This window comes from Shewanella marisflavi, assembly GCF_002215585.1.
Taxonomy (GTDB): domain Bacteria; phylum Pseudomonadota; class Gammaproteobacteria; order Enterobacterales; family Shewanellaceae; genus Shewanella; species Shewanella marisflavi.
In genome coordinates, this window is sequence record NZ_CP022272.1 from 327,870 (window position 1) to 349,061 (window position 21,192).

General features: G+C 50.5%; 14 protein-coding genes. 8 read left to right on the forward strand and 6 right to left on the reverse strand.

The genetic code is table 11. The features are described from left to right. Positions 1–130 precede the first annotated feature (130 nt). From CFF01_RS01540 to hemC, 5 genes are all read right to left on the reverse strand, one after another. Positions 131–8,107, reverse strand: coding sequence for a retention module-containing protein (locus CFF01_RS01540; protein WP_198387105.1), 7,977 nt, complete (start codon positions 8,105–8,107; stop codon positions 131–133). A 290-nt stretch (positions 8,108–8,397) separates the two neighbouring features. Continuing rightward, complete coding sequence (locus CFF01_RS01545; RefSeq protein WP_088903623.1) at positions 8,398–9,564, reverse strand: heme biosynthesis HemY N-terminal domain-containing protein; 1,167 nt, start codon at positions 9,562–9,564, stop codon at positions 8,398–8,400. Then, positions 9,561–10,706, reverse strand: a complete 1,146-nt coding sequence (locus CFF01_RS01550; protein WP_088903624.1) for a uroporphyrinogen-III C-methyltransferase — start codon at positions 10,704–10,706, stop codon at positions 9,561–9,563. Before CFF01_RS01550 ends, CFF01_RS01545 begins: the two co-directional genes overlap by 4 nt. A 54-nt stretch (positions 10,707–10,760) precedes the next feature. Then, positions 10,761–11,492: a uroporphyrinogen-III synthase gene (locus CFF01_RS01555; protein WP_033539117.1), complete on the reverse strand. Its 732-nt coding sequence runs from the start codon at positions 11,490–11,492 to the stop codon at positions 10,761–10,763. A 3-nt stretch (positions 11,493–11,495) separates the two neighbouring features. After that, positions 11,496–12,425: a hydroxymethylbilane synthase gene (gene hemC, locus CFF01_RS01560; protein WP_033539116.1), complete on the reverse strand. Its 930-nt coding sequence runs from the start codon at positions 12,423–12,425 to the stop codon at positions 11,496–11,498. Between the two features lie 210 nt (positions 12,426–12,635). Between hemC and CFF01_RS01565 the strand changes: the two genes are divergently transcribed. Further along, on the forward strand, positions 12,636–15,056 hold the full coding sequence (locus CFF01_RS01565; protein WP_088905841.1) for a class I adenylate cyclase: 2,421 nt from the start codon (positions 12,636–12,638) through the stop codon (positions 15,054–15,056). Between the two features lie 6 nt (positions 15,057–15,062). On the opposite strand, the gene cyaY is transcribed toward CFF01_RS01565, so the two are convergent. Next, a complete protein-coding gene (gene cyaY / locus CFF01_RS01570) occupies positions 15,063–15,395 on the reverse strand; it encodes an iron donor protein CyaY (protein WP_088905842.1) in 333 nt (110 codons plus the stop codon). 541 nt (positions 15,396–15,936) lie between these two features. On the opposite strand from cyaY, the gene lptM reads away from it, so the two are divergent. The 7 genes from lptM (at position 15,937) to CFF01_RS01605 (ending at position 21,075) form a co-directional block, all read left to right on the forward strand. Continuing rightward, entirely contained in the window at positions 15,937–16,101 is a 165-nt protein-coding gene (gene lptM / locus CFF01_RS01575) for an LPS translocon maturation chaperone LptM (RefSeq protein ID WP_081953805.1), read from the forward strand. A 5-nt stretch (positions 16,102–16,106) separates the two neighbouring features. Next, positions 16,107–17,351: a diaminopimelate decarboxylase gene (gene lysA / locus CFF01_RS01580; RefSeq protein WP_088903625.1), complete on the forward strand. Its 1,245-nt coding sequence runs from the start codon at positions 16,107–16,109 to the stop codon at positions 17,349–17,351. A gap of 36 nt (positions 17,352–17,387) precedes the next feature. Next, the gene (gene dapF, locus CFF01_RS01585) at positions 17,388–18,227 is read left to right on the forward strand and encodes a diaminopimelate epimerase (protein ID WP_033539113.1); all 840 of its coding nucleotides are present in this window, start codon (positions 17,388–17,390) and stop codon (positions 18,225–18,227) included. Next, on the forward strand, positions 18,224–18,862 hold the full coding sequence (locus tag CFF01_RS01590) for a DUF484 family protein (protein WP_033539112.1): 639 nt from the start codon (positions 18,224–18,226) through the stop codon (positions 18,860–18,862). Before dapF ends, CFF01_RS01590 begins: the two co-directional genes overlap by 4 nt. Before the next feature lie 7 nt (positions 18,863–18,869). Next, entirely contained in the window at positions 18,870–19,763 is an 894-nt protein-coding gene (xerC, locus tag CFF01_RS01595; RefSeq protein WP_088903626.1) for a tyrosine recombinase XerC, read from the forward strand. A 1-nt stretch (position 19,764) separates the two neighbouring features. After that, the gene (locus CFF01_RS01600) at positions 19,765–20,475 is read left to right on the forward strand and encodes an HAD-IA family hydrolase (RefSeq protein ID WP_198387149.1); all 711 of its coding nucleotides are present in this window, start codon (positions 19,765–19,767) and stop codon (positions 20,473–20,475) included. A gap of 135 nt (positions 20,476–20,610) precedes the next feature. Continuing rightward, positions 20,611–21,075, forward strand: a complete 465-nt coding sequence (locus CFF01_RS01605) for an Sbal_3080 family lipoprotein (protein WP_088903628.1) — start codon at positions 20,611–20,613, stop codon at positions 21,073–21,075. The last annotated feature ends 117 nt before the right edge of the window (positions 21,076–21,192 follow it).

The window sequence follows — 21,192 nt, forward strand, 5'->3', positions numbered from 1 at the left end:
TTTTGACGGGCAAATAATACTGAGGGTTAGCTTTGTTGGTAGTTTATAATGCTTAAGAATTACAAATAAAAAGGCCAAACCTCTGTTTACTTTGGTTTGGCCTTAGATGGTGTCGCGATATTGTGTGCCGTTATGGAATTGTATCAATTATTAAATTGTCATTGCCTAACAGGTTATTAATTATTTGTACATCACTTAGGGTGTTACTGTTGGTTAAGTCAACATTGTTTAACACAATGGTTAGGTCTGTTACGCCATCATGATCTGAATCGACAGAGATCTCTGTGTTACCGCCACTAAAGTTAAATGATAGATATTGGTCCAAAGCATAGGTCCCTAGCTCCTCGTCAATTAATATGGCAGATAAATCTAGCTTATCCAGATTGACATCAAAGTTAAGTACAGTATCCAAGCTGTTGTCATCAGAGCCCAAATCCCACACTAAAGTGTCGATATCGCTGTCTATACCAGCATCAATGCTGTCGCTACCCGCTCCACCAATGAGGATGTCTGCACCAAGGCCACCATCTATAATATCGTTTCCTAACCCACCTAAGATAACGTCGTTACCGTTACCGCCGTAGATTAGATCATTTCCCGAACCTCCGATTAATTGATCATCTCCATCCAATCCGTATATAGAGTCGTTGCCTTCACGACCATAGATTTCATCATTAAGATTTGCACCGGTGAGCGAGTCACCCTCGGTGCTACCGAAAATCAGGTTATCTACATTGTCAGAGCCTGTGACTGTAATGGCTGTGTCAGGTAATAATTCATGGGTAAAGGTAGCCTGAACAAAGCGAGCCTGATATGAACCACCGTCATTGTCTAGATAAGTAATGGTCCAGATATCACCAGGATCAACCGGATTGGCGGCTAAGTAATCGGCAAGTGACACGCTATTGTCTGATTCCATTAGAATGTTTGTGTAGGCTATTTGAGCACTCATCAGTCCTGAGTTAACGTCGTAGAACCAGTCTGTCACGCCATTAGCAGCAGCAATCACAATAAAGGTGATACCGTTGATGGTCAGCCTTACTGATACTTCCTCCTCCCTTTCTATACCTGTTTGCCCACCAATTTCACTGTTAGGAATAGGTATATCGAAAGGTGACTTCTGGAAGTCGGTAAAGAGATTTAATGCTCCGCTGCTAGGATCTAAATTGATAGCGTTGGCAAATGCACTGCTAACTGTCAGGTAAGCATCTTGATCATTACCAGAAGTCAGAGGTGATGAGCCATCGCCGATGAGTACCGTATTACCACCCAAACTGTTAGCTGGTACAGTATGGATGATGAAATTACCATCGACACTGTCGGAACCTGAGTTGATGGTAAAGCTAAGGTTTATATCCAATTGATCTTCTATCGCACCATTATTGCCTGGCACGTAGACTAGACTACCAAGCTCAGAAGCTGATAAGACGACAGGATTGTCGAAGTCATATAGAGTCAAGATTCCGGTATCGTCGTCTAGATACCAGATTTCGCCTATCTCAGCTGTTTCGCCTGGATCAACGAATGACAGGCTTAACCCTGTAATAGTGATGACATCGCTATAGTCCTGATCGGTTGGAACATCAATATTGAGTGGATAACCATCCAGATACGGAATCGCTATTTCTGCAAGCGATGCTGGTACCCAGATCTCTTTAGCAAATTCACCCTCAATCGGGTCGTTAGTACCATTGATCGTGATGGTGACTGTTTGTGTATCATAAGCACCATGCTTGTCTGTGACTGTTACATCGAAGCTGAGCGTGATTGTTTCATCGGTAGCTAAGAACTGCACTAATGAGTTGAGGACAGAGTAATCCCAATGATCTTGGTATACGCTGAAACCGTCAATAAGTGCTTGAATTTGATCTGCACTCAGGACGTCTGTTATTTCTCCTCCACTCCAAGTTAAGCTGTTAGCGACATAACTCGCAGACAGATCGTGGCCTACATATTCAGGTAAATATTCAACGTCGACATCAGTAAAGCTTAAGGTTCCAGTATCGGTCAACATAGGATCTGAGTCATCTTCAGTGACCATGCCACTTGTCTTATCTATTGTCAGAACAGGAATATCGTTGGTGCCGGTGACGGTGACCGTAACCTGCTGGGTGCTGTAGGCGCCGTGCTCGTCAGTGACGGTGACCAGGAAGGTCTCCTCATGGGTCTCGCCTTGGGCAAGGGCATCGACCAGGGCGTTATCGGCCAGGGTGTAGCTCCACTCACCGGTGTTGGCGTTGATGCTGAAGGTACCGTAGTTGCTGACCAGAGGCACGCCGCTCCAGGTCCAGCTGGCGCCGTTATCGACATCACTGGCGGTTAGGGTGCCGCCAGTGACCAGGTTGCCGTCTACTGTGGTATTGCCATCATTACCGTCATCGAAGACGCCGGCTTCTTGTACCGCACCGGTCGCATCTTCAATGCTGGAGGTGATGAGCGGAATATCGTTGGTGCCGGTGACGGTGACCGTAACCTGCTGGGTGCTGTAGGCGCCGTGCTCGTCAGTGACGGTGACCAGGAAGGTCTCCTCATGGGTCTCGCCTTGGGCAAGGGCATCGACCAGGGCGTTATCGGCCAGGGTGTAGCTCCACTCACCGGTGTTGGCGTCGATGCTGAAGGTACCGTAGTTGTTGACCTGCGGTGCAAAACTCCAGGTCCAGCTGGCGCCGTTATCGACATCACTGGCGGTTAGGGTGCCGCCAGTGACCAGGTTGCCGTCTACTGTGGTATTGCCATCATTACCGTCATCGAAGACGCCGGCTTCTTGTACCGCACCGGTCGCATCTTCAATGCTGGAGGTGATGAGCGGAATATCGTTGGTGCCGGTGACGGTGACCGTAACCTGCTGGGTGCTGTAGGCGCCGTGCTCGTCAGTGACGGTGACCAGGAAGGTCTCCTCATGGGTCTCGCCTTGGGCAAGGGCATCGACCAGGGCGTTATCGGCCAGGGTGTAGCTCCACTCACCGGTGTTGGCGTTGATGCTGAAGGTACCGTAGTTGCTGACCAGAGGCACGCCGCTCCAGGTCCAGCTGGCGCCGTTATCGACATCACTGGCGGTTAGGGTGCCGCCAGTGACCAGGTTGCCGTCTACTGTGGTATTGCCATCATTACCGTCATCGAAGACGCCGGCTTCTTGTACCGCACCGGTCGCATCTTCAATGCTGGAGGTGATGAGCGGAATATCGTTGGTGCCGGTGACGGTGACCGTAACCTGCTGGGTGCTGTAGGCGCCGTGCTCGTCAGTGACGGTGACCAGGAAGGTCTCCTCATGGGTCTCGCCTTGGGTAAGGGCATCGACCAGGGCGTTATCGGCCAGGGTGTAGCTCCACTCACCGGTGTTGGCGTCGATGCTGAAGGTACCGTAGTTGTTGACCTGCGGTGCAAAACTCCAGGTCCAGCTGGCGCCGTTATCGACATCACTGGCGGTTAGGGTGCCGCCGGTGACCAGGTTGCCGTCTACTGTGGTATTGCCATCATTACCGTCATCGAAGACGCCGGCTTCTTGTACCGCACCGGTCGCATCTTCAATGCTGGAGGTGATGAGCGGAATATCGTTGGTGCCGGTGACGGTGACCGTAACCTGCTGGGTGCTGTAGGCGCCGTGCTCGTCAGTGACGGTGACCAGGAAGGTCTCCTCATGGGTCTCGCCTTGGGCAAGGGCATCGACCAGGGCGTTATCGGCCAGGGTGTAGCTCCACTCACCGGTGTTGGCGTCGATGCTGAAGGTACCGTAGTTGTTGACCTGCGGTGCAAAACTCCAGGTCCAGCTGGCGCCGTTATCGATATCACTGGCGGTTAGGGTGCCGCCAGTGACCAGGTTGCCGTCTACTGTGGTATTGCCATCATTACCGTCATCGAAGACGCCGGCTTCTTGTACCGCACCGGTCGCATCTTCAATGCTGGAGGTGATGAGCGGAATATCGTTGGTGCCGGTGACGGTGACCGTAACCTGCTGGGTGCTGTAGGCGCCGTGCTCGTCAGTGACGGTGACCAGGAAGGTCTCCTCATGGGTCTCGCCTTGGGCAAGGGCATCGACCAGGGCGTTATCGGCCAGGGTGTAGCTCCACTCACCGGTGTTGGCGTCGATGCTGAAGGTACCGTAGTTGTTGACCTGCGGTGCAAAACTCCAGGTCCAGCTGGCGCCGTTATCGATATCACTGGCGGTTAGGGTGCCGCCAGTGACCAGGTTGCCGTCTACTGTGGTATTGCCATCATTACCGTCATCGAAGACGCCGGCTTCTTGTACCGCACCGGTCGCATCTTCAATGCTGGAGGTGATGAGCGGAATATCGTTGGTGCCGGTGACGGTGACCGTAACCTGCTGGGTGCTGTAGGCGCCGTGCTCGTCAGTGACGGTGACCAGGAAGGTCTCCTCATGGGTCTCGCCTTGGGCAAGGGCATCGACCAGGGCGTTATCGGCCAGGGTGTAGCTCCACTCACCGGTGTTGGCGTCGATGCTGAAGGTACCGTAGTTGTTGACCTGCGGTGCAAAACTCCAGGTCCAGCTGGCGCCGTTATCGACATCACTGGCGGTTAGGGTGCCGCCGGTGACCAGGTTGCCGTCTACTGTGGTATTGCCATCATTACCGTCATCGAAGACGCCGGCTTCTTGTACCGCACCGGTCGCATCTTCAATGCTGGAGGTGATGAGCGGAATATCGTTGGTGCCGGTGACGGTGACCGTAACCTGCTGGGTGCTGTAGGCGCCGTGCTCGTCAGTGACGGTGACCAGGAAGGTCTCCTCATGGGTCTCGCCTTGGGCAAGGGCATCGACCAGGGCGTTATCGGCCAGGGTGTAGCTCCACTCACCGGTGTTGGCGTCGATGCTGAAGGTACCGTAGTTGTTGACCTGCGGTGCAAAACTCCAGGTCCAGCTGGCGCCGTTATCGACATCACTGGCGGTTAGGGTGCCGCCAGTGACCAGGTTGCCGTCTACTGTGGTATTGCCATCATTACCGTCATCGAAGACGCCGGCTTCTTGTACCGCACCGGTCGCATCTTCAATGCTGGAGGTGATGAGCGGAATATCGTTGGTGCCGGTGACGGTGACCGTAACCTGCTGGGTGCTGTAGGCGCCGTGCTCGTCAGTGACGGTGACCAGGAAGGTCTCCTCATGGGTCTCGCCTTGGGCAAGGGCATCGACCAGGGCGTTATCGGCCAGGGTGTAGCTCCACTCACCGGTGTTGGCGTCGATGCTGAAGGTACCGTAGTTGTTGACCTGCGGTGCAAAACTCCAGGTCCAGCTGGCGCCGTTATCGATATCACTGGCGGTTAGGGTGCCGCCAGTGACCAGGTTGCCGTCTACTGTGGTATTGCCATCATTACCCCCATCCATGACGCCGGCTTCTAATACGCTACCGGTCGCATCTTCAATGCTGGAGGTGATGAGCGGAATATCGTTGGTGCCGGTGACCGTGATGGTCACTAGCTGGGTGCTGAACGCGCCGTGCTCGTCGGTGACGGTGACCAGGAAGGTCTCATCATGGGTCTCACCTTGGGCAAGGGCGTCGACCAGGGCGTTATCGGCCAGGGTGTAGCTCCACTCACCGGTGTTGGCGTCGATGCTGAAGGTACCGTAGTTGTTGACCTGCGGTGCAAAACTCCAGGTCCAGCTGGCGCCGTTATCGACATCACTGGCCGTTAAGGTGCCGCCGGTGACCAGGTTACCCAGCTCGGGATCGTTCCCCCCATCCATGACGCCGGCTTCTAATACGCTACCGGTCGCATCTTCAATGCTGGAGGTGATGAGCGGAATATCGTTGGTGCCGGTGACCGTGATGGTCACTAGCTGGGTGCTGAATGCGCCGTGCTCGTCGGTGACGGTGACCAGGAAGGTCTCATCATGGGTCTCACCTTGGGCAAGGGCGTCGACCAGGGCGTTATCGGCCAGGGTGTAGCTCCACTCACCGGTGTTGGCGTCGATGCTGAAGGTACCGTAGTTGTTGACCTGCGGTGCAAAACTCCAGGTCCAGCTGGCGCCGTTATCGACATCACTGGCGGTTAGGGTGCCGCCGGTGACCAGGTTACCCAGCTCGGGATCGTTCCCCCCATCCATGACGCCGGCTTCTAATACGCTACCGGTCGCATCTTCAATGCTGGAGGTGATGAGCGGAATATCGTTGGTGCCGGTGACCGTGATGGTCACTAGCTGGGTGCTGAATGCGCCGTGCTCGTCGGTGACGGTGACCAGGAAGGTCTCATCATGGGTCTCACCTTGGGCAAGGGCGTCGACCAGGGCGTTATCGGCCAGGGTGTAGCTCCACTCACCGGTGTTGGCGTCGATGCTGAAGGTACCGTAGTTGTTGACCTGCGGTGCAAAACTCCAGGTCCAGCTGGCGCCGTTATCGACATCACTGGCGGTTAAGGTGCCGCCGGTGACCAGGTTACCCAGCTCGGGATCGTTGCCCCCATCCATGACGCCGGCTTCTAATACGCTACCGGTCGCATCTTCAATGCTGGAGGTGATGAGCGGAATATCGTTGGTGCCGGTGACCGTGATGGTCACTAGCTGGGTGCTGAATGCGCCGTGCTCGTCGGTGACGGTGACCAGGAAGGTCTCATCATGGGTCTCACCTTGGGCAAGGGCGTCGACCAGGGCGTTATCGGCCAGGGTGTAGCTCCACTCACCGGTGTTGGCGTCGATGTTGAAGGTACCGTAGTTGTTGACCTGCGGTGCAAAACTCCAGGTCCAGCTGGCGCCGTTATCGACATCACTGGCGGTTAGGGTGCCGCCGGTGACCAGGTTACCCAGCTCGGGATCGTTCCCCCCATCCATGACGCCGGCTTCTAATACGCTACCGGTCGCATCTTCAATGCTGGAGGTGATGAGCGGAATATCGTTGGTGCCGGTAATGGTAATGGTTAGCGGGATGAGTACAGAATCGCCGTCGCTATCTGTAAGTAGGTAATTAAAGGTTTCGATAACCTGCTCACCCAGTGCTAGAGACTGGACTGTGTTTGACTCATTATTTAATTGATAGGTGTAACTACCATCGGCAAATACGGTTAACAGGCCAAATTGGCCTTGAATACTGTTGCTATCGGCAAGGCTTATAGAGGTGCCTTGGTTATTCGTCACAGCGGTGATCTGGGCAGAGTCAGCGCCCAGTGTGTCGTTGATAAGTAAATCGCCGGTTGCAGTGGGTGCTGTATCTTCTGTCACGTTATTCGTGTCGGCGAGTCCAGTTGGCTGATCATCGATGATATTAACTGTGATAGTACCGTTAGCCGCAGCGCCTTGGTTGTCGACCAGTTCGATATTAAAGAGGAGTTGAATTTGGTCAGTACTAGTGTGATCGGCTGCGGAATTAAAGTTGTAATCGTAAATGAATTGGCCTGATGCGCTATCAAAGCCCGTAATGGTCAGAACACCATTTGGTGTATTGATGACGATAGGGCCAACAAACTCACCACCACTGATAATATTGATGCCGTTAATGGTTAAACTGCTAATGCCTGCATCTGCTGCCGTTTGAATTCTGTTGGCTATAGTGGTTAATAGAGCTGAGGGGGAGCTACCCTGTGCTAAGTTGGCTTCAAAGAGTGAGAAGGTCGCTGACGAGACTGTTGGGGCGCTTGCTTGAATTTCGGGAATGATGACTTCTTCAACACTTGTATCAGGCGTAAGTGGGATACCGGTAGTGTCCCATCCTGCACCTGCAAGGGTTTCGTCACCGGTTCGTCCTAGCGTCACGAAATCTGAGCCGCCTTCATTACCAGCGGTTCCTGCTCCAGCAGCGGTTTCGGGTAGGCCTAGGGTCGGGTCTTCACCTGCTAGAATCTGTGCCTGTAATGCGGCTATTTCATCGTCTAACGCTACCGGCGTATCCGTTAGTTGCTCAATAGCTGTATCTTGCCCTTGGTTTGCACTATTGCTTACCGTTTCACCTTGATTAAGCGTGTCTTGCATCAAGTTGGCTTGGGTCGTTGATGAGCCATCTTCATATTCAAGATTAAACTTAACATTGGGTGAAAAAATGAGTTGCTCACCTGCCTGAATCAGGTCGCCTATTTTCACCTCTCTGATATTTCCTTGTTCATCTTTAACCTTGAGTTCGCCTACAAGGTTAACAACTACTGCATCCTGTGTTGTGATTGAAGCACCCATAATCATATCTCGCTCTACAAAGAGAAAAATCAAGAGCAAAAGAGTTCTGTTTTGCGCTTGCTATTGGTATATCCACGTGATTTGTCTCTTTAAGTGTGGTTGGCATTGAATAGCTGTCAAATAGCGGCAATTGAGCGAAAAATAGGGGGAAATAGTGTGTTTTTGTAATAATACAACTAATTAATTGTTTTAAAGCAGGTTATATGTCAGGAAGGTAGTTTAGAATTTTCTGATAAATAAAAAACCACCAGTAGTGGTGGTTCCTTATTTAAAAACAGTATAAAAAAGCGTCAAAAAATTGCCGCTTTACGGTAGTTTTGCAGTGCTTGGTTCTGTTCGCCCAGGTGTTCATAGGCTTCAGCGAGTGCCAACCAGCGCTGTTTACTAGGGGATTGTTGGCAAACTTTGAGCCACCATTTTTGGGATTCTCTGAACTCTTTGCTTTGATCATATAGCGAAGCAATACAAGCTTGGTAGTCGACCTCTTCACCAAGTTTCTTTTCAAGTTCAAAAAGTTGTTTTCTGGCATCTAAGTCGGCTGGCGTGAGTATTTGCGGTAGCGCTTCGAAGATGACTTGGGTTGGATGATGCTTAATTTGCTTCAACATTAACTTTATCGCTTCATCACGGCGATCAAATTTAGCCAACCCCAAAGCGTATTGTGCGATAAACTCGGGTTGCTTGCGTTCTGCGCGGCTAAGCCAATGCCAGGCTTTTTCGAGCGCTTGTTCATTCTGACTCACCGCTTGCTTAAGTAGTGCTAAATTGACTTCGGCGTTCAATTGTTGCTGTTCCGATTCGTCTATAATGCCGCGTTTCTTCACTATGGGGAGTAGTAATTTGAGGGCTGCCCAATCTTCTTGAGCGTGATAGAGATCAAGAGCCAGGCCTAGTACAGGAGGCTTGCTCTTGCTGGTCGGATTTAGCTCGTCGAGTAGGCTTCTTGCCTGTGTCAGCTCTCCCTGTTGCAGCAGATAACGCACTCGTGTGGTCAATACAGCCTTGTATGCTGCAGGATCTTTAGCTGCCTCATTGAGATAATGGTCGCGGGCATTGTGATCATTTCTATGTTGGGCAGCGCGGGCCGCGGCTAACAGGTTGAGCGCTGGGATCTCACCTTTGTCAGCGCCTTTAGCCATCGCTTTTTCAGCGGTAGACCAATCCTCTTCAGCCAAGGCCAATGCACCAGTTAAGGTATGTTTGCGTGCGGCTTTACGGCGCCATTTTTCTGGTAAGAGACGACTATTTAAGATCAAATTAAATAGCCAGACGACCAGCATTTCCAGTAGTACCAATGCCACGTAAAACATAACGGCGGCAAACAGTGCAAAGACCAAGCTGGTTTCTAACTCATAGTCACCAATCGCGATATAGATGTAACCTTTAAGCCAAGAGAGATAAGGGCTGGCAATCAAGCCTATGATAACAATCGTCAGGTAGATCAAGGCTCTTATCATAATGAGGTCTCCTGATCTGTGGTTAGGCGACCATGGGTGACCAGTTGTTGCAATAGCGGTGTTGCGGCGAATTGCTCAATGTCTGGTGACTGAATTTCCAGAGTCGCTAAGGCATCAAGCGCCGCTAGCGTCTGCTCTGTTTTGTTATCAGCCAGATCGAAATATTGAAAGATCCATTTTCTGGCCATGGTCACTGACTGGCGATAATTAACCTGGTCCTGACGAAACAGGGCTAACTGGGCTTGTAAAAGCTTATTACGAATATTTTCAACTAAGTACCACTGTTGATCTGGCGCTAGCAGTGGCGCAGGATCTGTGGTGCGCTTGCGTATGATGACAAACTCTTCGATTAATGCCTGCCAAGACTTTGCTAAGTTGCTTTGCCAGTCGTCGAGAGACTCGGTTACTTGCAGCGAGTCATCTTTGGCATTGAGCTTAGATTCGCTACGGTTGACCTTTAGGTTAGGCAGGCGCTCTATGATGGTGTCTAGGCTAAGGACTGTGCCGGCAACATCCGTGCTCTTGATGGCGGCAACGCTGTTCATATCACGTGCTAACGCCTTACGAATTGGCGTTAGCGAAGGATCTTTCATGGTTTCGATACGGTCATCGGCGGCTTCCAACAGGCTCAAGGCTGTCTGTGGATCCTTTTCTAGCCAAAGCTTATTGCCGGCCATTCTGACCAAGTATTTCGCTTCTTCGGCCATCCAATGATTCGGATTACGCTGAGCCAGTTTGTTGACCTGTTCTTGTACCAGTCCTTGTTTATCCCGCAACTGAGCTAATTTTTGATCAAATTGATTTTCCACCGCGCGTTGCTGCTGCTCCAGATGAGTGATGCGCGAGAGGGGATCGTCCAGCCCTTGCTGCAGCTGCTTGGTTAATGTTGCTGTTTTTTCTTTCTGAACCGTCAGTTCCTGGTACAGGTAGAAGCCGCCAGTTGCCGTGGCAAACAGGAGTAATAAGATAAATACCAGGTTAAATAGAAATCCCCAGGAGACGCCGCTGTTTCGGGATTCAGAACGAGATGGCTCTTTGGGGTCAGTCGATGTGGCCTGTGGTGTGTCGTCAAAGGTCGCATCGATAGATTCATCGACATCTGTTGTAGCGACCGCTTTACTCTCTTGGGTATTTTTGTCCATTCGGCAGATCCTTGAAGACGAGGGGCGACATCGGCGAGCAGAAAGTAAGAAGGTCTATTCCCGTAAACCTAAGGCTATGAGCACTGCGTCGCGGTTTGCTGCTTTTGCATTGGTGACATGTGTAAAACCAGCCTCAATGGCTTGGTCATAGACACGTGCGCTGGGCACTATAATATGACAAGCGTGCAGCCAAGCAAATAGTTCTTTAGGTACAAGTGTAATTAGGTTCGCTAGAATTTCACCACTGGTGATGACAATGGTATCAATTGCTTGGTGTTGCCATTCATAGGCAGTCGTGACACTTAGCTCAGGACAGGTACGTCGATAAACTTCCCAGTAGGTCACTTGGGCACCGCGTTGGATCAAGGCGCTGGCCAGGGCTTCTCTGCCACCGACGCCCCTGACGATGGTGATACGCTTCCCAGTCAGGTTTTGTAGCGAGGGTAGAGTCAGTAGGCCTTCGGTTTGCTGACAAGACTCGGGAGCTTCCGTGGCCTGAATACCTTTGGCTTGTAGGACGCTAAAGGTTGCCTGACCGACAGCAAAGTATTGCTTATCTTGTGGCCATATTGAATCGAGGGCGATATCGGCATATTCAACGGCATTGGTGCTGATAAATATAATGATATCAGATTGATTAAATTCGGTTTTCTTTTGCTTGTGGTCGACGTTATCGTTGGCGACCACTTGCAAAAGTGGCGTAACGGCAAAAGGCACTTCGAGTGAAGAGAGTGCCTCGACCATAGACTGATTGCGTCCTTCTGGACGCGTCAGCAGAACCTTCATTGCTTACTTAGCGTAAACAGCATCTAATATGGCTTTGGCGCCTTTAGATAGCAGCTCGTCGGCCAATGCAATACCTAACTGCTCTGCTTCCAGCTTCGAACCGCTTGTTGTGCCTTGGATCACTTGGCTACCGTCAGGGTTACCTACCAGACCACGCAGTGTCAGGGTGTCGCCTTCGATTTCGGCATAGGCACCAATTGGCACCTGACAGCCGCCTTCAAGACGTGTGTTCATGGCACGTTCGGCGATGACGCGATGACGAGTTTCGGTGTGCTCTAATGGCGCCAGTAGCGCTTTTACTCGCTCATCGTCGGTGCGACATTCGATACCTACAGCGCCTTGACCGTTAGCAGGTAAGGATTGCTCTGCCTCGATAAAGCTAGCGATACGCTCTTCAAGCTTTAGACGCTTTAGGCCCGCGGCAGCGAGAATGATGGCGTCATAATTTCCAGCATCTAGTTTTGCTAAACGAGTCCCCACGTTGCCACGTAGATCGCGGATCTCAAGGTCTGGACGAGCCGCGCGGATTTGACACTGACGTCTAAGGCTAGAGGTACCCACTACCGCCCCGTGAGGAAGCTCTTCTATGCTCTTGTATGTGTTAGACACAAAGGCATCGCGTGGATCTTCGCGTTCACAGATCACCTGCAGACCAAGCCCCTCGGGGAAGTCTACCGGTACATCTTTCATCGAGTGCACGGCGATATCAGCCTTGCCTTCAAGCATGGCAACTTCTAATTCTTTAACGAACAAGCCTTTACCACCCACTTTTGCCAGTGGTGTGTCAAGGATAACATCGCCTTTAGTGCTCATTGGCAAGAGTTCGACGACTAATCCCTCATGGGCTTTTTCTAGCTCGGCTTTTACAAATTCAGCTTGCCACATTGCCAGTGGACTTTTACGTGTAGCGATACGAATGACGTTTTGAGACATGCTCGATATTCCATCAGAGGCCATAGTTGCGCTAATGCTAACATTGCTTATTGCTATATGTAAGAAATGGCTGTCGATTCTTTGAAGTTCACCCGTTTACAGTGCTAAGCTCTCGATACAAAAGTGTGATCTAGCTCTCATATACTTGCTGTTTTCGTATTAACTGTTAGCATGCAATTAGGAGAGCAAATTTGACTAGGCTGTTTGAAATTGACAGAGCAAGATCATTTTATTGCAACAGCAGAGCGATTGAATAGGGTACGCTTAGCACGTGCACTAGCCATTCTTACGCCCTTGCAGCGTCATTTGATGCAGCTTATTCCTGTACTTTTTCATTATCACCGCAACGACTATCCCGGCTATAACGGCCCCATGACCCCAAGCGGCATCTTTGAGTATTTCCCCAGTAATGAGGCGTTAGAAGCCTGCCGCACCTTAGAACTGAATGAGCCACAGGTTTATCATCAACAGCAGAGTGCCATCTATGGGGTGTATACCATGGGCAGTACTGCCAGCTTTGGTCAAAACCCCAAGAGTGATATCGATGTGTGGTTGGTTTATGACCCTACACTCTCAGAAGATGAAATTGCCTCTTTGCAACAAAAGTCCCTGATATTGAGTGAATGGTTTGCACAGCATGCGCTCGAAGTGAACATTTATCTTGTTCATCCTAAACAGTTTCTTTCAAATACCGATGCGTCAGTGCCCAACATTGCGGCATTGGGATGTGAAAATAGTGGCAGCGTGCAGCACTGGTTATTGTTGGAAGAATTTTATCGCAGTCAAATTTGTTTGGCAGGTAAGCGGGTGGCATGGTGGCCAGGGGCCGAAGCCATTGAAAGCCATCTGTTTCTGGGGGATGTTAGAAATCTGCCTGCGAGTGAGTATTTTGGTGCATCGCTGTGGCAGTTATACAAGGGGTTAGACAAACCCCACAAGGCACTGCTTAAAGTAATGCTGCTTGAAGCTTATGCCAGTGACTATCCCAACAGTGAACTGGTGGCTACTCAAGTGTGGAAGCGCACTCTGGCAGGAGATTTCTCGGCCTTTAACGATGCCTATTTCCTTTTATATCAATCTATTGAACGCTATCTTGAACACAAGAATGATAAACGACGACTCGAGATTGTGCGGCGCTGCTTCTATTTGAAATGCGGTATCAGGCTGACGGTGGCCGAGCATCCGAAAGATTGGCGTTATTATAAGCTACAGTCTTTAGTGACCCGTTGGGGATGGTCAGATAATCTACTTGGTACACTCGATCAATGTGATAGTTGGCATTGCGGTCAGTTGCAGTGGTTCAATGAGCAGCTCAATGAGTTGATGCTCGGTAGTTATCAGACGCTGTTGCAATTTGCTTCAGCTAATCAATTAAGCGACAGCCTGAAAATTTCTGAGTTGGGTCTGCTCACGCGCAAGCTTCATACCTATTTTAGTGATGACGACAAGCAGATCATTAGTCTCAATCGTCTCTGGACTCGCTCAGTGGCAGAGGAACACCTTACGGTGATCTATAGCCACAAGACCCAGGAATATTATCTATATCGCTGCACGCCCGAGTCGAAAAATTTCATGGGCAATCGTGCCGTATTTCATTCTCACAGCAAGGCCAAGTTGCTTATCTGGGCCAGCCTGAATGGAGTATCGACCGCCCAAACACAATGGTATGGCTTTGGTAAAAGTAAGGGGTATGACAAGGCCGTGACCAAGGCGGCTAGGCGATTGCCCAGCATCATGGCCGATGGTGGTTGGCGGGCCTCTAAGTTGGACCTTTGTCAGCCCTGGCATTTTCGTCAGTTGCTGTTTTTAATCAATTTCAATCGTGACGAAACTGCTCAATGGCGTGGCCAGGAGATCATATTCGATTATATGAATGCCAATATTTTCTCTCAGGGACGTCAGCATAGGAATATGGTGCAATCGCTGGATGTGATCTGCCAAAATAGTTGGGGTGAATGGCACTGCCATCATTTCGAAGGTAACGAAGCCATGTTGGATGCTCTGGTATACATTACGCCCGGTATGCAGCGGGCACCGCAGGCGGTTAAAGTGGATGTAGTGAGCTGTTCGAGCCGCCTGAAAACTCAGATAGAGCGTAGCGTCGGCCAGTTGGTGCAAAGGGCTAATCGTCTCTGTACCAAGGCCAAGAGTTCGTCGACTATGGTGCATCCATTGCAGGTAGGGGGCGTTAAATATGGATTGTTTTTCAATTCTAAGGGCATGTTGTATCAGGATTTGAGTGAATCCACAGCCTTTTATCAACATCTGTCCAAGCAGCGCATGCTTGAACTGCCTAGGCCTAACCTGGGTAATGAGCCATTTAGTAAGATCCCCGAGGTGATTCAAGATTTTGCCGCTGTGGGCGCGATTCAATATTTCCTGCGTCAGGGCAAGGAGGGGATAGATGTGTTTGTGCTGGATGAGCACAATGAGTTAAATCATTATGTTCAGCCGGGCAATAACCTTGAGGAGTTGGTGAGTCAGGTGAGTCATCACCATGCCTTTGCCGATTCCTACCTAGATAACGAAAGGTTTAACTTACCGCAGTTTTTCCGTTTAGTGCGTATCGATGGCCGACTGGAGGCGTTACCCTTTGGGGTTAACGCCGATGAGGCAGCCATCGAGTTTTAATCTTGCCTAAAGCTCTAGCGTGATGCCGCCTTGACGATGAATCGAGGCGAGTACGAAAGGCATAAATTCACCAGCGTCGCTGCGCTCATCTAACCACTTTCCATCGACGTAAGAGAAGTGATAACCACCGAACTGAGTCGCTACCCAGATCTGGTGCAAAGGTTCTTGTTTGTTGATGACGATCTTGGACTTATCTTGAAACTCTAATTGCAGCACGTTACCTGATGCATCGATATCGATGTCGGCATCTTGCTCATCGATTGCATTTTCTATGGCATCTTCAAGGGCGTTAAACATTTCGTCAGCGAGCTTATGGTACTCGGAATCTGTCATTGCCATCTGGGCATCCTTCAGTGAAGTGAGTTGTTGCAGAGCCCACATAGTAATACCAATTTTGATAAATATCTAACTTTGCCCCGCTATACCTGAGAGTCCCCGCGATGTGTGTGGGTTAACTTGCCTTGCTGTGTTATAGGAAAAAGCCTCACCACTCCTACTGGTTTGCCTCTACTGGGTAATAATGAATAAAAATATTCACATTAGGCGTTTTTCGCCTTCGTTAGGCTTGACGTTTTAGTCCTAACTCTGCAAACATCAAGCATACTCGTCCCAGCTATGCAAGGGGCTAGCCTGGCTGACCAAAGTGCAGTGTTTGAAAGCGCTCGCGGAGATTGGTCGTCAGGAGGGTACTTATTTCCCGGGGATGGCTGTTCTCGTGAAATGTAGATTTTTATGCGTTTTAGCGGCTTTTTATCCTGTTTGGGCTAAAAACCATTATTTTCATCCCTATTGCTTGGGGAGCGCGTACAATCGTCATTACCATTAGTATAGGTAACGGGGCCTTTTGCTCCGTGTGATCTCCTCGATTCTGGAATCTCTGATGTTTACTAAGATAAAACCGATTTTATTGATGTTGTTGGCAAGTATCGCTTTGGCCGCTTGTGGTCAGAAGGGGCCTTTGTATAAATCGCCAACGCCGCAGGATAACCAGACAGAGCAGGTGAGCCAGCCAGCACAAGATACGCAGCAGAAGAATAAGGACTAACCTCAGTGGATCACTTTCTTTATCAGCAAGATGAGCTTCATGCCGAGCAATGCGCGGTTGCCGATTTAGCCAAGCAATACGGCACGCCTCTGTACATCTATTCTCGTGCCACGCTAGAGCGCCATTGGCATGCCTTTGATAATGCGGTGGCAGATCACCCACACATGATCTGCTATGCGGTAAAGGCCAACTCAAACCTTGCTGTGTTAAATGTGCTTGCCCGTTTAGGCAGTGGCTTCGATATCGTCTCAGGTGGCGAGCTGGCTCGGGTGTTAGAAGCTGGCGGTGAGGCGAGTAAAGTGGTGTTCTCCGGTGTGGGTAAGACGGTTGAAGAGATGGAGATGGCCCTGCAGGCGGGCATTTACTGCTTCAATGTGGAGTCGGCGGCCGAACTTGAGCAGTTAAATCAGGTGGCGCTGCGCCTAGGCAAAGTTGCCCCTGTTTCTTTGCGGGTAAATCCTGATGTGGATGCCGGTACGCACCCTTATATCTCGACGGGATTAAAAGAGAACAAGTTTGGTATTGCCATGGAGGAGGCTGAGGCTATCTTCCTGCGGGCACACCAACTGCCTGGCCTTGAGGTCAAGGGCGCCGATTGTCATATCGGTTCACAGCTTACCGAACTACAACCTTTCCTCGATGCTATGGATCGTATGTTAGCTCTGATCGATCGCTTGGCGGCGCAGGGCGTTAAGATTTCCCACCTGGATGTGGGTGGCGGACTTGGGGTGACCTATGATGGCGAGCAGCCTCCGGAGCCTAGCGCTTATGCCAGTGCGCTACTCGGCAAGTTAGATGGCCGTGAACTTAAATTGATTTTTGAACCCGGCCGCGCCATTGCCGCCAATGCGGGGATTTTTGTCACTCAGGTGCTCTACCTAAAAGAAAATGCCGATAAGAATTTTGCCCTGGTGGACGGCGGCATGAACGATCTCATTCGCCCTTCCTTGTATAGCGCCTGGCAAAAGATCATTCCGGTTCGTCCAAGAGCGGGTGAGCCGCGCCACTATGATGTGGTGGGACCTGTGTGTGAAACAGGTGACTTTTTAGGTAAAGACAGGGCACTAAATATTGCAGCCAATGATCTCTTGGCGGTGCGCTCATCGGGCGCCTATGGCTTTACCATGTCGTCAAATTATAACTCTCGCCCCCGCGCTGCCGAAGTCATGGTAGATGGCGATCGTCATTATTTGGTGAGAGAGCGAGAAAAAATCTCTCAGTTGTGGCAAGGTGAACAACTCCTCCCCTAAGTCGGGAGTCAGTTACTTTTTGAAGGAAAAACACTTTTGATCCATTTCACCAAGATGCACGGTTTAGGCAATGACTTTATGGTGGTCGATGGCGTGACACAGAATGTCTATTTCTCGCCCGAACAGATAAAGCGCTTAGCGGATCGAAACTTTGGTATCGGCTTCGACCAACTGCTATTAGTCGAGCCGCCCTATGATCCTGATCTGGATTTCCACTATCGCATTTTTAATGCCGACGGCAGTGAGGTGGAGCAGTGTGGCAATGGTGCCCGTTGTTTTGCCCGCTTCGTAAAGAGTAAAGGGCTGATCAATAAGCAGAAGATAAAAGTCAGTACCTCTTCAGGCAAGATGACCCTAAGGCTTGAACGTGACGGTAGCGTAACGGTCAACATGGGAATCCCCATACTGGAACCCAGCAAAATTCCTTTTAACGCTAAAAAAGCGGAGAAAACTTACCTGCTACAGGCGCAGCAGCCGGAGGGAATGCAAACCTTCTTATGTGGCGCCGTGTCTATGGGCAACCCGCATTGTGTGTTGGACGTCGATGATGTTGAAAACGCCGAAGTGGAACAGATTGGAGCCTTGCTGACCAGGCATGAGCGCTTCCCCAAGGGAGTGAATGTCGGTTTTATGCAGGTAGTCGATGCAAATCATATTAAACTTAGAGTCTATGAGCGCGGCGCGGCGGAAACCTTAGCCTGCGGCAGCGGTGCCTGTGCGGCCGTGGTTGTTGGCCAGCTGCAAGGCAAGCTGGGCAGACGCGTTCGCGTCGATCTTCCTGGTGGTAGTTTAACCATTAACTGGGAAGGCGAAGGTAAGCCCTTATGGATGACTGGGCCTGCTGAACATGTATACGATGGACAGATACAGCAATGAATGATGCGATGAATGAAAAAGCCGAGTTGCCCTTTGATGAAGTCTTGATCCGCGAGTATCTGCTGGATAACCCCGACTTCTTTGCGCGCTATCCCGAGTTGCTGTTGGCGATGCGTATTCCCCACGAGCAGCGTGGCGCCGTGTCACTGGTGGAGCGTCGTCAGGAGATGCTTCGGGCCAGGGTGACTCAACTGGAAGAGGAGATCACCTCCTTGCTGGCCATGGCATCGCGTAACGAACAGATCTACATGTTCAATACCGCACTGTCGCTCAGGTTGTTGCAGGCCGAAGATCTTGGTGATTTAAGGCAAATTCTGTCAAATGAGTTACAGCAGCAGTTTCATTTTACCCATGTCAGATTGATCACAGTGCATGATATCGACAGCGAACTGTCTAATATCTGGAGTGAGCGTTTGAAACAGGGTTACTACTTCGGTCGCCTGACACAAACTGAGTCCAAGCGTTTATTTGGCTGCGAAGTGGGGTCTGTGGCTTTGTCACGTTTGTCGCAGCAGTGTGGCCAGGTGATCTTTGCCATCGCCAGCCAAGATCCTACCCATTTTCATCCCGAAATGGATAACCTGCTGCTGGATCAGCTCAAGCAGTTACTCGACCACCTCTTACCTAAGCTGTGATCCCTGAATGTCTGCCGACTGGGCCAAAGAGTTTGAATCTTATCTCGCCAATGAGCGACAGCTTTCCCCTCATACGTTAAGAAATTACCGGTTCGAACTGAGCCGGGTAAGGGAGCTACTGCCAAATGAGATGCCTTGGGGCGAGGTGAGTGATGAGCAGCTGCAAGCCGTACTTAACAAATTACATCGTAAGGGATTGGGGCCACGCTCTATCGCCCTCACCTTGTCGGCTCTGAAGCAGTTTTTTCATTATTTGCAGCAAGAAGGCTATATCACTCAAGACCCTAGTCTGAATCTCAGCGCGCCAAAACAGCATAAACCCCTACCAAAGAATATGGATCTGGATTCGGTTACGCATCTTTTGTCTATCGAGGGAGACGATCCTTTAGCCCTGCGTGACAAGGCGATCATAGAGCTGTTTTACTCATCTGGTCTGCGTCTGGCTGAGCTGGCTGCCCTGAATACGTTAGATATCGCCAGCGGTGAGCATCAGGTAAAGGTGATGGGTAAGGGGAGTAAAGAGCGAATAGTGCCTATAGGTCGTGTGGCGCTGAGCGCGATTGCCGATTGGTTAAAGGTAAGGGCCACGCTGCCTTGCGAAGACGATGCACTGTTTGTCACCGCAAAGGGCAAGCGTCTTGCCCACAGAAGTATTCAGGCCAGATTAAATAAGTGGGGGCAACTGCAGGGGCTCAATGCCAAGGTGCACCCTCATAAGCTGCGCCACTCTTTTGCGACCCATATGTTGGAATCCAGTGCCGATCTGCGGGCGGTGCAGGAACTGCTGGGCCATGCCAACCTATCGACGACTCAGGTATATACCAGTCTGGACTTTCAACACCTTGCCAAGGTGTATGACGGAGCTCACCCCAGAGCCAAGAAGCGAGGTGGCAATGGTTAGTGTGGCGATACGACTGCGGCCTTTTCGTGCCATCAGCTTCGATCTCGACGATACCTTGTATGATAATCGCCCCATCATCATGGCCGCAGAGCAGCGGCTACTTAATTACCTCGCAGAGCACCATCCGCTTACCCAAGCCTGGGAGCTGGAGGATTGGCAAGTGCTCAAACGTCAGCTCATTGAGCAGTGTCCCTCGCTGGCTCATGATACCTCGGCGTCGCGTCTGGTGACCTTAGAGCAGGGGTTGATGACTTTAGGTTATACCAAGACCGAGGCGGCTAAAGGCGCCCAGCTGGCGTTAGCCTATTTTGTGCGCCAGCGCTCCGATTTTGTTGTCGCCGATGAGGTATTAGGCAAGCTAGAAAGACTCGCTGAACGCTATCCGCTGATCGGTATCACCAATGGTAATGTCGACGCTCACCGTATCGGTTTAGGGGGGCTATTTGAGTTTGTGCTGCATCCAGGCAATGGTACACGCATGAAGCCTTATCCTGATATGTTCTATCAGGCTTGCCATCGTCTCGACATAAGCTGTGATCAGCTCTTACATCTGGGTGACAGCTTTAAGGCCGATGTTCAGGGGGCGCGCCGCGCCGGTTGTCAGTCAGTTTGGCTTAATCCCGCTTTTGATAGAGAGCCAGCTGAGCCTGGGATGGGCTGTTTGCCTCATATCACCATCACCTCGCTATCAGACTTGTCACTTCTCATTTAATTATTGTGGTAGGTGAAGTTGTTTGCTGAGTACTGTTGTGCTCGTTTGAGTTTTATCTGTATCATAGCGCGGCAACAAAACCTTAACATTGTATAAGTAATCAGTGATTTAGAAGAGATAGCGACAGGGAGTTCCATGAAAAAAATATTTCTAGTCTTTACCGTATTAATGATGACAACCGCCTGCTCTATTAAGCAAAGGATTGACCCTGTTCAGGTTGGGCGCTCCGATGAAGTGTGTATTCAAAAAAATCCAGATGTACGTCAAGGTTTCCTCGCCGAAGTTGAGAAAGTGCTGACAGAGAAACAGATAAAATATCGTGTTTTAGAGCAGTTAGATGCTGCACAGCAATGTGAGTGGACTGCAACCTACACCGCTAACTGGGCTTGGGACTTGGCCTTATACATGGTGTATGCCGAAATCAAAGTTTTCCATCAGGGACGTCTTGATGGGGAAGCAATATATGATGCTCGTAGGGGCGGGGCCAATATGAATAAGTTTATTGATGCGGAGCCCAAAATTAGGGAGCTCATCGAAGAGTTGATAAAGCAAAAGCAAGCTTCATTGCTTTGGTCTCCGTTACAGCAAGTTGCCATTTAATTTTCGCAAGGCTCCCAGTGGGGAGCCTTTTTGTTTGTATAGCAATGAATCATGGGTTCTTTGCGCTGTATCACAACTCGACTTAATTTATTAACCTATTGTCTTTTATCTGATTTC